The organism is Tardiphaga sp. (genome assembly GCF_025356345.1).
Taxonomy (GTDB): Bacteria; Pseudomonadota; Alphaproteobacteria; order Rhizobiales; family Xanthobacteraceae; genus Tardiphaga.
Genome location: NZ_JANXTC010000269.1, coordinates 1 through 14,220, shown reverse-complemented (window position 1 = coordinate 14,220; position 14,220 = coordinate 1). Strand labels below are relative to the sequence as shown.

Annotated in this window: 15 protein-coding genes; 12 read left to right on the top strand and 3 right to left on the bottom strand. The window is 60.3% G+C overall.

The window, feature by feature from the left end; translation table 11 throughout:
• Window positions 1-36 precede the first annotated feature (36 nt).
• The 8 genes from Q0S16_RS16560 (at window position 37) to Q0S16_RS16525 (ending at window position 8,268) form a co-directional block, all read left to right on the top strand.
• Window positions 37-2,736: a hybrid sensor histidine kinase/response regulator gene (locus Q0S16_RS16560; RefSeq protein WP_295850162.1), complete on the top strand. Its 2,700-nt coding sequence runs from the start codon at window positions 37-39 to the stop codon at window positions 2,734-2,736.
• Between the two features lie 11 nt (window positions 2,737-2,747).
• Complete coding sequence (locus Q0S16_RS16555; protein ID WP_295850161.1) at window positions 2,748-3,230, top strand: chemotaxis protein CheW; 483 nt, start codon at window positions 2,748-2,750, stop codon at window positions 3,228-3,230.
• A 56-nt stretch (window positions 3,231-3,286) separates the two neighbouring features.
• Complete coding sequence (locus Q0S16_RS16550; RefSeq protein WP_295850159.1) at window positions 3,287-3,652, top strand: response regulator; 366 nt, start codon at window positions 3,287-3,289, stop codon at window positions 3,650-3,652.
• Window positions 3,653-3,741: 89 nt separating this feature from the next.
• Window positions 3,742-4,905: a chemotaxis response regulator protein-glutamate methylesterase gene (locus Q0S16_RS16545; RefSeq protein WP_295850158.1), complete on the top strand. Its 1,164-nt coding sequence runs from the start codon at window positions 3,742-3,744 to the stop codon at window positions 4,903-4,905.
• A complete protein-coding gene (locus Q0S16_RS16540) occupies window positions 4,902-5,783 on the top strand; it encodes a protein-glutamate O-methyltransferase CheR (RefSeq protein WP_295850157.1) in 882 nt (293 codons plus the stop codon). The genes Q0S16_RS16545 and Q0S16_RS16540 overlap by 4 nt, the downstream gene beginning before the upstream one ends.
• 383 nt (window positions 5,784-6,166) lie before the next feature.
• Entirely contained in the window at window positions 6,167-7,081 is a 915-nt protein-coding gene (locus Q0S16_RS16535) for a hypothetical protein (RefSeq protein WP_295850156.1), read from the top strand.
• A gap of 33 nt (window positions 7,082-7,114) precedes the next feature.
• The gene (locus Q0S16_RS16530) at window positions 7,115-7,825 is read left to right on the top strand and encodes an NUDIX domain-containing protein (RefSeq protein WP_295850155.1); all 711 of its coding nucleotides are present in this window, start codon (window positions 7,115-7,117) and stop codon (window positions 7,823-7,825) included.
• 41 nt (window positions 7,826-7,866) lie between these two features.
• The gene (locus Q0S16_RS16525) at window positions 7,867-8,268 is read left to right on the top strand and encodes a hypothetical protein (protein ID WP_295850154.1); all 402 of its coding nucleotides are present in this window, start codon (window positions 7,867-7,869) and stop codon (window positions 8,266-8,268) included.
• 105 nt (window positions 8,269-8,373) lie between these two features.
• Here the strand turns inward: Q0S16_RS16525 and ctrA are convergent, their stop codons facing one another.
• Entirely contained in the window at window positions 8,374-9,078 is a 705-nt protein-coding gene (gene ctrA / locus Q0S16_RS16520) for a response regulator transcription factor CtrA (protein ID WP_295850153.1), read from the bottom strand.
• Between the two features lie 367 nt (window positions 9,079-9,445).
• Here ctrA and fliI point away from each other — a divergent pair, with 367 nt between their 5' ends.
• From fliI to Q0S16_RS16500, 4 genes are all read left to right on the top strand, one after another.
• Window positions 9,446-10,771, top strand: a complete 1,326-nt coding sequence (gene fliI, locus Q0S16_RS16515) for a flagellar protein export ATPase FliI (RefSeq protein ID WP_295850152.1) — start codon at window positions 9,446-9,448, stop codon at window positions 10,769-10,771.
• 108 nt (window positions 10,772-10,879) lie between these two features.
• Complete coding sequence (gene fliJ, locus Q0S16_RS16510; protein ID WP_295850151.1) at window positions 10,880-11,299, top strand: flagellar export protein FliJ; 420 nt, start codon at window positions 10,880-10,882, stop codon at window positions 11,297-11,299.
• A gap of 193 nt (window positions 11,300-11,492) precedes the next feature.
• Window positions 11,493-12,041 carry a sigma-70 family RNA polymerase sigma factor gene (locus tag Q0S16_RS16505; RefSeq protein WP_295850150.1) on the top strand — a complete coding sequence of 183 codons (549 nt, stop codon included), beginning with the start codon at window positions 11,493-11,495 and terminating at the stop codon, window positions 12,039-12,041.
• Complete coding sequence (locus Q0S16_RS16500) at window positions 12,041-12,934, top strand: anti-sigma factor (protein WP_295850149.1); 894 nt, start codon at window positions 12,041-12,043, stop codon at window positions 12,932-12,934. Before Q0S16_RS16505 ends, Q0S16_RS16500 begins: the two co-directional genes overlap by 1 nt.
• Window positions 12,935-13,167: 233 nt before the next feature.
• Here the strand turns inward: Q0S16_RS16500 and Q0S16_RS16495 are convergent, their stop codons facing one another.
• Window positions 13,168-13,368 carry a hypothetical protein gene (locus tag Q0S16_RS16495; RefSeq protein WP_295850148.1) on the bottom strand — a complete coding sequence of 67 codons (201 nt, stop codon included), beginning with the start codon at window positions 13,366-13,368 and terminating at the stop codon, window positions 13,168-13,170.
• Between the two features lie 312 nt (window positions 13,369-13,680).
• Window positions 13,681-14,220 (bottom strand): FHIPEP family type III secretion protein (locus tag Q0S16_RS16490; RefSeq protein WP_295850147.1); only part of this gene is annotated, 540 nt, incomplete at its 5' end.

Here is a 14,220-nt window from a genome sequence, read left to right as displayed (position 1 = left end):
GCGAAAGTCGCGCGCCGGGGTGCGAAGGCCAATTTCATGGATGATCTTCTGCGCGAATTTTTGACGGAAACGAACGAGAGCCTGGACACTGTTGACAATCAGTTGGTCCGGTTCGAGCAGGATCCGAACAACGCGAAAATTTTAGATAATATTTTTCGGCTGGTACACACCATCAAGGGCACCTGCGGCTTTCTTGGGCTGCCACGTCTGGAAGCGCTGGCGCACGCCGCCGAAACTCTGATGGGCAAATTCCGTGATGGCATGCCGGTTACCGGGGAGGCGGTTACGCTTATCCTGACCACCATCGACCGTATTAAGGAGATCCTTAGCCAGCTCGAAGCTACCGAAGCCGAGCCGGAAGGTGTCGATCAGGATCTGATTGAAGAACTTCACCAAATGGTCGAAAAGGGCATGGAATCCATGAAGACCCCGTCGATCGTTCCGGCTTTACCAGAGCCGGCGCCGCTGTTGGTACCGGTTCTGGAGCGCGAACTGCGCCCGGGCGAAGTATCGCTCGACGAACTGGAGCGCGCCTTCCAGGAAACCGCCATCGAAATCACGCCACCCGTCGTCGCAGCGCCCGTGGCCGAGCCGGTCGACGAGGTGCCCGTCGTCGCCGTGATCGAGAAGGTCGCGCCGAAGCCCGTGGCCAAGAAGTCGGTCGTCGAGATCGAAACGCCGGAAGGCGACAAGATTGCCAACCAGTCGATCCGCGTCAACGTCGACACGCTCGAACATCTGATGACGATGGTCTCCGAGCTGGTGCTGACCCGCAACCAGCTGCTGGAGATCAGCCGCCGCCACGAGGACACTGAATTCAAGGTGCCGTTGCAGCGGCTTTCCACGGTGACCGCCGAGCTGCAGGACGGCGTCATGAAAACGCGCATGCAGCCGATCGGCAATGCGTGGCAGAAGCTGCCGCGTATCGTCCGCGATCTGGGCGGCGAACTCGGCAAGCAGATCGACCTCGAGATGCACGGTGCTGACACCGAGCTCGATCGTCAGGTGCTCGATCTGATCAAGGATCCCTTGACGCATATGGTGCGCAACTCGGCCGACCACGGGCTGGAGACGCCCGCAGAGCGCGTCAAGGCCGGCAAGCCTGAGCAGGGCACCATCCGCCTGTCCGCCTATCATGAAGGTGGTCACATCCTGATCTGCATCGCCGACAACGGTCGCGGTCTGAACACCGAGCGGATCAAGGCCAAGGCGATCTCCAACGGTCTCGCGACCGAGGCCGAGATCGAGAAGATGTCGGAAGCGCAGGTCCACAAGTTCATCTTCGCACCGGGCTTCTCGACCGCGGCCGCCATCACCAGCGTTTCCGGACGCGGCGTCGGCATGGACGTCGTGCGCACCAACATCGATCAGATCGGCGGCACCATCGACGTCAAGTCGGTCGCCGGTGAAGGCTCCAGCGTAACCATCAAGATCCCGCTGACGCTGGCCATCGTGTCGGCGTTGATCGTGGAAGCCGGTGGTGACCGTTTCGCCATTCCGCAGCTGGCCGTGGTCGAGCTGGTGCGCGCGCGCGCCAATTCCGAACATCGCATCGAGCGCATCAAGGACACCCCGGTGCTGCGGCTACGCAACAAGCTGCTGCCGCTGATGCATCTGAAGAAGCTGCTGCAGATCGACGACGGCACCTCCACCGATCCCGAAAACGGCTTTATCGTCGTTACCCAGGTTGGCAACCAGACCTTTGGCATCGTCGTCGACGGCGTGTTCCACACCGAGGAAATCGTCGTCAAGCCGATGTCGACCAAGCTCCGCCACATCGGTATGTTCTCCGGCAACACCATTCTCGGTGATGGCGCGGTGATCATGATCATCGATCCGAACGGCATCGCGCAGGAACTGGGCGCCGCGGCGTCGAGCCAGGGCGAGATCGCCGAAGAGAATGCCGCCGCCCGCGCGATGGCCGCCGAACAGCTCACCTCACTGCTGGTGTTCCGCGCCGGTTCGTCGCAGCCGAAGGCGGTACCACTTGGGCTGGTGACGCGTCTCGAAGAGATCAGCGTCGAGAAGATCGAACTGTCGAACGGTCGCTACATGGTTCAGTACCGTGACCAGTTGATGCCGTTGGTGCAGATGGAAAACGTAACGGTGCGCACCTCTGGAACCCAGCCGATCCTGGTGTTCGCCGACGACGGCCGCTCGATGGGCCTCGTGGTCGACGAGATCGTCGATATTGTCGAGGAGCGTCTTCACATTGAAGTCGCGAGCGGCCGTGAAGGCATTCTTGGCTCCGCGGTCATCAAGGGTCTTGCCACCGAAGTCATCGATGTCGGCCACTTCCTGCCGATGGCGTTCTCTGACTGGTTTACCCGCAAGGAGATGCGTGTCTCCGCCACGGCGCAGTCGATCCTGCTGGTTGATGACTCGGCGTTCTTCCGTAACATGCTCTCCCCGGTCCTCAAGGCCGCCGGCTACCGTGTGCGGGTCGCCACCAACGCCCAGGAAGGCCTCGTCGTGCTGCGCTCCGGCCAGGAATTCGATGCGATCCTGACCGACATCGAAATGCCCGACATGAACGGCTTCGAATTCGCCGAAACCATTCGCGCCGACACCAAGCTTGCCCACACGCCGATCATCGCGCTGTCGTCGATGGTTTCTCCCGCGGCCATCGAGCGCGGTCGCCTCGCCGGCTTCCACGATTATGTCGCCAAGTTCGACCGGCCCGGCCTGATTGCCGCGCTGAAAGAGCAGACCACTGACATTCACCAGGCGGCATGAGGGACATGACGATGACCACCACGACCACTAACACCAAGCACAGCGCCGACGGCGCGATTACCGAATTCGTCACCACCATGATCGGGGGCCAGTTGTTCGGTATGCCGATTTCTCGCGTGCAGGACGTCTTCATGCCGGAGCGGCTGACCCGTGTGCCGCTGTCGTCCAGCGACGTTGCCGGCGTACTAAATTTGCGCGGTCGCATTGTCACGGCGATCGATATGCGCTCCCGTCTGGGCTTGCCGAAGAACGAGGATGGCAAGCCGCCGATGGCGGTCGGCGTTGACCTTCGCGGTGAATCCTATGGTCTGCTGATCGACTCTATCGGCGAGGTTCTGAAGCTCGCCGACGACAGTCGGGAAGTTAACCCGGTCAATCTCGACCCGCGCATGGCGAAGATGGCCTCGGGCGTCCATCGTCTCGAAGGGCAGCTCATGGTCGTTCTCGACGTCGATAAAATCCTTGAAATTTCGCCCGACAAATTGGCCGCATAAGGCTCTCGACCGTCGGGATATTAGTGTCCTTTAGGACAACAACTGCAGAGGCCAAAATGAAGACTTGTTTGGTAGTCGATGACTCCAGCGTCATCCGTAAAGTGGCACGACGTATTTTAGAAGGTCTGGATTTCGAAATAACGGAAGCCGAAAATGGCGAGAAGGCTCTCGAGGTCTGCAAGAGCGGATTTCCCGACGCCATCCTGCTCGACTGGAACATGCCCGTCATGGACGGCTACGAGTTCCTGCACAATTTGCGCCGCCTGCCCGGTGGCGATGCACCAAAGGTGGTGTTCTGCACGACGGAAAATGACGTCGCGCATATCGCACGCGCGCTGCATGCCGGCGCCAACGAATACATCATGAAGCCATTCGACAAGGAAATCGTGTCGGCGAAGTTTCATGAAGTCGGTCTGATCTGACGATCGCCCCGGAAACGGGGCGTTCGCGCCTCCGATCGTTAAAGTAATATTTAATTTTTATTGTTGCGTTCTGTTGCGTTGGTGATTCCATGAGTACAGCTTTGATGAACCCTCCAGGTTCGGATACGACACGCTATGAACCGCTGCGGGTCATGGTAGTCGACGACTCCGTCGTGATTCGCGGCTTGATCTCGCGCTGGATCGAAGCCGAGCCGGACATGACGGTCGCGGCTTCGCTGCGCACCGGTCTTGATGCCGTCAACCAGATCGAACGCATCAATCCCGATGTCGCGGTGCTCGATATCGAAATGCCGGAGCTCGACGGCATTGAAGCGCTGCCACAGCTTCTGGCCAAGAAGCGTAATTTGATCGTGATCATGGCGTCGACGCTGACACGTCGCAACGCGGAAATCAGCTTCAAGGCGATGTCTCTCGGCGCCGCCGACTACATTCCAAAGTCGGAAAGCACGCGCGAAAGTGCCGCGGCCGATATTTTCAAGCACGATCTGCTGCAGAAGATCCGTCATCTCGGCATGAAGGTTCGGCGTTTGAAGACCGGCGGGGCGCCGTCGATCGCGCCGCTCGGTCGCCCGCGCGACACGGCGCCGCGGCCGGTCGCGACCGTCGCCGCGCAGGCTCAACTGGTCAAACGGCCTTTCAGCGCGATCACGCCGCGGGTGTTGTTGATCGGATCCTCGACCGGTGGCCCACAGGCGCTGATGGCGCTGGTCACCGAAATCGGCGCCGTCATCGATCGCGTTCCGGTGCTGATCACGCAACACATGCCGCCGACCTTCACCACCATTCTCGCCGAGCATCTGGCACGTGCCAGCAAGCGGCCGGCGCATGAAGGTATCGACGGCGAGGCCGTCAAGCCTGGCCAGATCTATCTGGCGCCGGGCGGCAAGCACATGCGGGTCGTCAAACAGGGGGCCGGCATCGCGATCGCGCTCGACGACGGTCCGGCGGTGAATTTTTGTAAGCCGGCGGTCGATCCGCTGTTCAATTCTGCTATCGATGTCTGGCAGGGGGCCATCCTGGCCGTCGTACTGACGGGCATGGGCTCCGATGGCATGCGCGGCGGCAAGGATATTGTCGCGGCCGGCGGCAACGTCATCGCCCAGGACGAGGCGTCCAGCGTCGTCTGGGGTATGCCCGGTGCCGCCGCCAACGCCGGTATTTGTTCGGCGATCCTGCCGCTTAACCAGATCGCACCGAAACTGGTCCGGATCTTCTCGGGAGACCGCTCATGAATCCGGTCGATTACGAATTCCTGCGCAAGTTCCTGAAGGAACGTTCCGGGCTCGATCTGTCGATCGACAAGCAATATCTGGTCGAGAGCCGCCTGACGCCGCTGGCGCGGAAGGCCAATTTGGCCGGCATCGACGAACTGGTGCAGAAGATCAAAGGTGGCTCGGCGGCGATCGCTTCCGACGTCATCGAGGCGATGACCACCAACGAGACGTTCTTCTTCCGCGACAAGATTCCGTTCGATCATCTGCGCGACACTATAATGCCCGAATTGCTACAGGCCCGCGCCGGGCGACGCAGCCTGCGGATCTGGTGCGCGGCGGCCTCGACCGGGCAGGAGCCCTATTCGATCGCGATGTGCCTGAAGGAAATGGGCGCCGCGCTGAGCGGCTGGCGCGTCGAGATTATCGGCACCGATATATCGCAGCAGGTGCTGGATAAATCCAAGTCGGGCATCTACAGCCAGTTTGAGGTCCAGCGCGGGCTTCCGATCCAGTTGCTGGTGAAGTATTTCAAGCAAATCGGCGAGATGTGGCAGATCAATCCCGACATTCGCTCGATGATCCAGTACCGGCCACTGAATCTGCTGCAGGACTTCACCCATATGGGCAAGTTCGACCTCATCTTCTGTCGCAACGTGCTGATCTATTTCGACCAGGATATGAAGTCACAGATTTTCAACCGGCTCGGCAAGGTAATGGAGCCGGATGGCTTTCTCGCGCTCGGCGCCGCGGAAACCGTGGTCGGGTTGACGGACGTCTTCAAGCCCTACGCTGACCGCCGCGGGATCTATCGCCCAAATACCGCGCGCGCGGCGCCCTCGATCGTGCCCGGCATGGGGCAACAGCCGATTCGCGTCGCTACATCGTCGATCCGCTGATCCTTAATCCCCGCGGCGCGGGCCGGTAACGCCCGCGCCGCAATGAGTCTTTTCAAACGTAGTTCAGAATCCTGGAATCCGGCCTGCGCCAGCCGCGGCACTTGCTCGATCGCTCTGAATACCAGATGGTTTTGCGGCAGCGCGTTGGCCTGGGCGCGAACACGAAATCGCGCCGATCGCTGTCGGCATGAAAACGACATTGCGACAGCAAGTCCCGTATTTGAGAATGTGCTGCGGCTAGTGAGCCGCGACGTTTCCTGAGGCACCGGCGTTCACACCCACCCCCACGGTGCGCAACAGACTTGCCGACGGCAGGTAATGGTTGCAATTTCTATTACAGATTGTAGTAGTATTTTGTACATCCAAAACCCGAGGGGGGGAAGATGAATGCAAACTATGTGGCTGCGCTGAACGGCACGCTGGTCTCGCCGACCGGAGGTGCAGCGCTGAGCAGCGTTGAGTTTTACAACGACCTGCCGTTCACCGTGCAACTATTCTTCATCGACGGCAGCGGCTATCATCAATATCTCGGGACCATCTTCGCGAACAGTAACGCGCCGGTTTCGAACGTGAACGTTGGTGACTTCTTCCTGTTTTCGCTACCAACCAGCGGCGCGTTCATCAGCGTGATCGAACTCACCAGCGCGACCGGGTATCACCTCGACAACACGATGCTGATTGATCCGAACGATATCGGTCCGATTCCACAGCCCAATCAAACGGTTATGGTGCCGCCGAATTCACCAAGGGTGCTGGTGGCGTGCGGCACCCTGCCGCCCACCGGGCCTGGCGAGACCATTTCGTCCACCTCGAACTACGTGACGCGGGAGCAATACTGGGCACTGCAGGGCGACTCTTATTCCATCGTTCCCGGTGAAACGCGCACCATCAGCTTCACCGTCACCTCCGGGAAGCAGGAGACGTCATCGGAGCAGGCCACCGTGGCGGCATCGGTGGGTACGTCGGCGGGCGGTGGATGGGGGCCGGTGTCGGCAAGCGTTTCCGCCAGTCTCAACATGTCCGCATCGGTGTTTCAGCAGGTCACGATCACTGAACAGACCAGCACCTATGTATCGGATGTCGTCACCAACAATTCAAAAGTGCCGATCCTGGTGCTGCGCTGGCAGATGGTGGATGTCCTGACGATATTCACATTGACCGGGACCCCGATGGCGACGGTCAGCAGCGGTAGCGTGGTGATCGTGCAATCCTATGATCTCAGCGGCTTGGCCAGCCAGGTCGCACGCCCGCTGTCAGTCCGGCGTTCGCCGCCTCCTAAACTCGGCAAGTCCGCCTGACAGAGTTGCGGTTCATCGCTATGGGGGAGTGCCATGCCGAAGAATTACGTAATCCTTTGCTACGATGATCTCATGATATTTCCCATCAAAGCACTCATGAGCCCTTATCCGGGCGGCATCGTCTATTGCCCGGGAGAGCCGCAATTCTTTGGCGGTGGCGTGGAGGGAGGAGAGGGCCCTTTGACCACGCTCCAACGTGAACTTGATGAAGAAAGCGCGCACACTTTTCGCTTGAATGGTTATGTCAATCAGCCGGTGTTTCGTGGAAGCTACCCCACGAGAAAAGGGCGTGTGGAGTGTTGTTTCTATTACTCCGTCGACTGGACTTTTCTTGATCGATGGCCGGATCTGCGGGAGTGGCAACAACTCCCATATGCCTGCCGTGAGATGTGTTTCGTCGCAACTGTCCTCCGCTCGGATTTTGACCGTGTCATGTTTCCGGGCATCAATACGCCGCCGCCATGGACAATCTTTGAAGTCTTGACGAGGGTGGCAAGGCAACAGGCTCCTCGATGGGCGCGAGACCAGATCAGACCCTTTTCCAGCGATGAGTTCGATCGTTCGCTAACTTTTCAGGCTTTTATCTGTTTTGTGAATAGTTGGTTGACGGAGACCCTGCCGGGCTGGCCGCTGCCGCCGCGACCACTCGTTCCTCGCGAAGACGTATCGATCGTAAGCCGACGCCTCGCAACGGCTTCCAGCCGACTCATTTGCCATCAACGAATTCCGTCGGGCGTCAGTTGACAACGGCCCGCAGCATCTTGACCCATTGAAGGAGTGACATCATGAGCTGCTGCGACGGCACCAAAGTCGTGATCGCCAACAATTCAGGGACCACCATCACCATCGCGTCGGTTAGTCCTACGATGGGTACCATCCAGAGCATCGGCAACGGCAACACTATCGCCGACACCGACAGTCAGACGGGCCAGGCGTACTCCACCGCCGGCACCAACGGCGCGGCGTCAGGCTCGATCGGCATCAGCATAGGCAACAGCGCCACAGCGTTGACGCTCAATTACAAATTCACGCCTGAGAACGTTTACGGAAATTGCCCGTGTACCGCCAGCCTGTCGCCATCGTCGGTGTCGAACGGCAATTATCTGGCGCAGGGGTCGACCGGCCCCGGCGCGACGGATGGCGCGGCGTCCATCACCTGGACCGTCACATCGCAACTCGGGTCGTAGTATCCGTCAGCGCGCGATCGCACCCCAAACAAAAACCCCGCCGTTTCCGGCGGGGTCAGTTCGGGAGGCGCGAGCACCGGCTCGCCGTATTGGTCAGGCCTGAGCTCAGGCCGGAATGCGGATCATCTCTTCTTCATGTGGCTCGCGCAGCACATAGCCGCGTCCCCAGACCGTTTCGATGAAGTTGCGGCCGTCCGACGCATTGGCGAGCTTCTTGCGCAGCTTGCAGATGAACACGTCGATGATCTTCAGTTCGGGCTCGTCCATGCCGCCATAGAGATGGTTGAGGAACATCTCCTTAGTGAGGGTGGTGCCCTTGCGGAGCGAGAGCAGCTCCAGCATCTGGTATTCCTTGCCGGTCAGATGCACGCGCTGGCCGCCGACTTCCACCGTCTTGGTGTCCAGGTTGACGACGAGATCGCCGGTCTGGATCACCGACTGGGCATGGCCCTTGGAGCGGCGCACGATCGCATGGATGCGGGCGACGAGTTCGTCCTTGTGGAACGGCTTGGTCATGTAGTCGTCGGCGCCGACGCCGAGGCCCTTGACCTTGTCCTCGATGCCGGCGAGGCCGGAAAGGATCAGGATAGGCGTCTTGATCTTCGACACCCGCAGCTGCTTGAGCACATCATAGCCGGACATATCCGGAAGATTGAGGTCGAGCAGGATAATATCATAATCGTAGAGCTTGCCGAGATCGACACCCTCTTCGCCGAGATCCGTCGTGTAGACGTTGAAGCTCTCGGATTTGAGCATCAGCTCAATCGACTGCGCTACCGCGCTATCATCTTCTATAAGCAAAACGCGCATGCCAGTCCCCTTTAGTCGCCGCTCCGGGCGTCAGGTCGGCCGCACTTGCGGCACCAAAAAACGCCTTTGAACAACTGATTCGGATCCTGACGACATATGGTTAACAAAACCTGATTCCTTTGCGCAAGACCAAACCGTGCAATTTTTGTCGAATCGCCATAAGATATTGCAGCCAAGACGTTTTTTGTTTCCGTTGCCGTTCAAGTTCCACATTAAGAGCCAGCGGTAACCGACTCTCTCGACTCGCCCTTCGTTCTGAAAAGAAAATGCTCTCAGCAGCCTCAGACAATGATGTAATGATTAACGATGCGGGTAAACACCGGGTTAAGAGCCGTTCAGCAATGCGTAGAAACTTAAGGCTTTCGCAATGAAGGCGCTCGCGGAACAGATTACCGATCTCGACGGCGTCAACATCTATGGCCGCGTCGTCGGCGTGCGTGGATTGATGGTCGAAATCGCCGGTCCGATCCATGCCATGTCGGTGGGGGCACGGATCGTGATTGAGACCGGTACAAACCGCTTCATCCCCGCCGAGGTGATCGGGTTTTCCGGCAGCAATGCGGTGGTGATGCCGTTCGCGGGGCTGGAAGGCGTTCGCCGCGGCTGCCGCGCGGTGATCGCCAATGCCGCCAGCCAGGTGCGGCCTTCGATTTCCTGGCTGGGGCGGGTCGTCAATGCGATGGCCGAACCGATCGACGGGAAGGGGCCGCTGGAGCAGGGACCGGCGCCGATGCCGTACCGGAACTCGCCGCCGCCGGCGCATTCGCGCAAGCGGGTCGGAGCGCCGCTCGATCTCGGTGTGCGCTCGCTGAATACGTTTCTGACCTGCTGCCGCGGCCAGCGTATGGGCATTTTTGCCGGCTCCGGGGTTGGCAAGTCGGTGCTGCTGTCGATGCTGGCGCGTAACGTCGATGCCGATGTCTCGGTGATCGGCCTGATCGGCGAGCGCGGCCGCGAAGTGCAGGAATTTCTGCAGGAGGATCTCGGCGACGAAGGTCTGGCGCGGGCCGTGGTAGTGGTGGCGACCTCAGACGAGCCAGCCCTGATGCGGCGCCAGGCGGCCTACCTGACCATGTCGATCTCGGAATTCTTCCGCGACGAGGGCAAGGACGTCATGTGCATGATGGACTCCGTGACCCGCTTTGCGATGGCGCAGCGCGAGATCGGCCTGTCGGTGGGCGAGCCGCCAACCGCCAAGGGCTATACGCCGACGGTATTCACCGAATTGCCGAAGCTGCTCGAGCGTGCCGGGCCAGGGATCAATGAGGGCTCGATTACCGGTATTTTCACGGTGCTGGTGGATGGCGACGACCATAATGAGCCGGTCGCCGACGCCGTGCGCGGTATTCTCGACGGCCATATCGTGATGCAGCGCGCCATCGCCGAGCGCGGCCGCTATCCGGCGATCAACATTCTGAAGTCGGTGTCGCGGACGATGCCGAAATCCTGCGATCCGGTCTATCTGCCGACCATCACGCGGGCCCGCCAGATCATGGCGACCTATTCGGACATGGAGGAGCTGATCCGGCTCGGCGCCTACCGCGCGGGCTCCAGCCCCGAGGTCGATGAAGCCATCCGGCTGCACGAGCCGCTGGAGAGCTTTTTGCGGCAGCGCAAGGACGAAGTCGCCAGTTTGGCAGCAGGATACCAGCAACTCGAGCAAATCGTTGGTAGTTTGGAAACGGAACGCTAACTTTGTCAGGCCATCATCTATTCAGAGTAGAGATTCTACCGGTAGCGCCTTCGCGGGCGACCGGATCTGTCCCGCGTTGAGACTGGGACTTCTGGGGAGTACGAGTCGATGAAGTCACGTGACACGCTGATCCGATTGAAGAAGTTTCAGGTCGATGAGAAGCGCCGAAGGGTCAACCAGATCGAAGGCATGATCGCCGACTTCCAGCGCATGTCGGTTGATCTCGAGCGCGAGATTCAGACCGAGCAGGACCGCGCCGGCATTCAGGATCCTAGCCATTTCGCTTATCCGACCTATGCCAAGGCCGCGATCCAGCGCCGCGAAAACCTGACGCGGTCGGCCGATGAATTGCGCATCCAGCTCGAAGACGCCAAATCGCTGCTCACCGAGGCGTTCGAGGAATTGAAGAAGGTCGAGCTGCTCGACGAGCGCGACCAGGCCCGCGAACGCGCCGAGGAAAACGCCCGCGAACAGGCGGACCTCGACAGCATCGGCCTGATGCGCGCCCGCATCGGCGCCGTCGCCTGACGTCCAGGCGACGCCCACCCCGCGGCGATCAATCGAATTATCGAGCCCGGGCCGCGAGGTCCGGGGTTTTGTTTGGCCGTCCACAGTCTGAGAGCCGACATGGCGGCGGTGGCTGGATATATGCTACCAGACAAATAGACTATCGCCATGGATTGCCGGATCGTGAACTGTACCTTGAGGTTGAGGAAATTGAATGCTGACGCCAGCTGAACTCGTCTGGCTGATCGCCGCGGTTGCAAAGGGGGACGAGGCCGCATTCGAGCGCCTCTATGCCGCGACGCGCGCGAAACTCTTTGGCGTTGTGCTCCGTATCTTGCGCAGACAGGATCTCGCGGAGGAGGTCATCCAAGAGGCCTATGTGAAGATCTGGAACAGCGCCGGAAAATTCAATCCCGGGCTCGCTTCGCCTATCACGTGGATGGCATCGATTGCCCGCAACCGGGCGATCGATGTGGTTCGTAAGAAGACCGAAGTATCCATCGAAGAAGAGCCTGCCGCGATGGAAGTCGCCGCTGATACGCCCGACCCGCTCGCGCGTCGGGAAATGACCGAGGAACTGAAACGCCTGCTGGAATGCGTGGGACGGCTGGAGCCGGACCGCCAGAAACTGGTGCTGCTTGCCTACTACAATGGATGGAGTCGCGAACAGCTCGCGACCAAGTTTGAAACGCCGGTGAACACCGTGAAAACGTGGCTGCGTCGCAGCATGATGGATATCCGGGAGTGTCTGGGACTGAAATGATGGCCTATAGCGAAGATCATATCGCGCTCGCAGCGGAGTATGCACTCGGCACACTGGATGCCGATGAGCGCACGCAGGTCGAGGCCATGATGTCCGTCGACAAGGACTTCGCCGCGCTTGTCGAGGCGTGGGGGCGAAAGCTCGGCGTCCTGAACGAGATGGTCGGGCTGGTCGAGCCGCGCCCCGAGGTGTGGGAAAAAATCAGGGTCGCGATCGGTAGTTCGGTCGCGCAGGAAGCGCTTGTATTGCCGGAGGCGCCGCGGCCGGTGGTCGCCGCGGTAGTTGCCAACGATAACGCCGATGAAGCGGCGGCGCGCGCGGAAGCCGTCGCGGCCAGTGCCAATGTTATCGTATTCTCGCGGCAGGCACAGCGCTGGCGCAATGTGGCGACCGGAATGACCGCCATTGCCGCCGTGCTGGTCGCGATGATCGCGGTGCAGGCCTATCGTCCCGAATTGCTGCCGGACGGGTTGCGCCCCAAGCCATTGCCGCAGGTAGCGCAGATTCCCGCACCGGCCCCTTTGAGCGCGGCGGCGCAGGCGCAATATGTGGCGCTGCTGCAGACCGATGCCACGTCGCCGGCGTTTATCCTCACGGTGGATGCGGTGACCAAGAACTTTACAGTCCGGAAGGTCGGCGCCTCGCAGCAGCCTGGCAAGGACTACGAATTGTGGATCGTGTCCGACAAGCTGGCGCGTCCGCGGTCGCTCGGCGTGATCGGCAGTAACGACTTCACCACCCGCGCGGCGCTGGCGGCCTATGATCCGGACACCGTCAATCAGGCGACCTATGCCGTGACGGTTGAGCCCGAAGGCGGATCGCCGACCGGGCAGGCGACCGGTCCGATCGTCTATACCGGCAAGCTGATCGAAACCGTTCCGTCGACACGGTAATCCGTGTGCCTTGTCGTCAACGCGCCGCGGTCATCCAGCCATCCAGTTCTTAACGGCTGGATGGCTTCGCTGTTTCGTCACGAGTTTCAGGCGCGCGCGTCCAGACTCCAGACAAAGAAAAACGCCCGTGGGGAGCGGGCGTTTTCCGTTTGAAGTCCACCCGGGGGAAAGTGGAGCTTCGCTATATTCACGTGGCGACCTTGGGGGACATCGCCGCGCGAATTCCTGAATGACTATCGGACCAGATTGGCATTCGAGCTGGACACTGCGACCGGCGCGCCGGCCTTGATCACCCTTGCCGTCTGGGTGAAGCTTTCCTCGGAGTTGACGCGCGCGGAAATCCCGAACCCGGCGACAAAGATCCCAGCGATCAGGGCAACGATAACGACCTTGAGGTGAGTCATGCGATCCGCGCTGTAAATTGAGTGGTTCATCGAAACGCTCCTGCGTTGTACTGCCCACGTCCCTCTGTCTGGGTCGCCGTCGGCAGGTTCAACATCTCATGGATAGAAACGTGGTGACTCGACCGTGCGTTCCAAAGGTCTGATCACAAGGCAGTGAAAAGACGTGAGCCGACGCGATTGTGGCTCATGCCGACATTGCGATAATGTAAAATAAACTAATATATTCAATGAGATAACGAAATCTCACGGGCGTGATCGGGCGGAAGCCAGCGGCGCGTCATTCTGTCAAAACGCTTGTCTGTGACGAATATGCATCGATTTTGAAAGGGCCGGCAGGCCTGATCAGACGCTGCCGACGGTCTTCAGCTTGGCGCGCGGGTGGATTTCGGCCTGTGACAGCACGGTAGTCTGCGACCGGAACCGCTCGACCAGCGAGCGCACGAACGGCCGGATCGAGGCCGAGGTGACAAGCACCGGCGCTTCGCCCTCGCGTGCGGCCTGTTCGAAGCGATCACGCACCGTTGTCATGAATTCCGACAGCCGCGACGGCTGCATGGCCAGGCTGCGGTCCTCGCCAGTACCGATGATCGACTCGGCGAAGGCCTGCTCCCATTTCGCTGACAGCGCGATCAGCGGCAGATAGCCATTGTAGGAGGTATTTTGCGCGCAGATCTGGCGGGCTAGGCGGGCGCGGACGTGCTCGACGATGGTTGAGGGGTTGCGCGAGAACGCCAGGGCGTCGGCGACACCTTCGAGGATGGTCGAGAGGTCGCGGATCGATATCCGCTCGTTCAGCAGTAACTGCAGCACGCGCTGGATGCCGGACACGGTGATCAGGCTCGGGACGATGTCCTTGACCAGTTCGCCCTGTTCCTTCGGCAG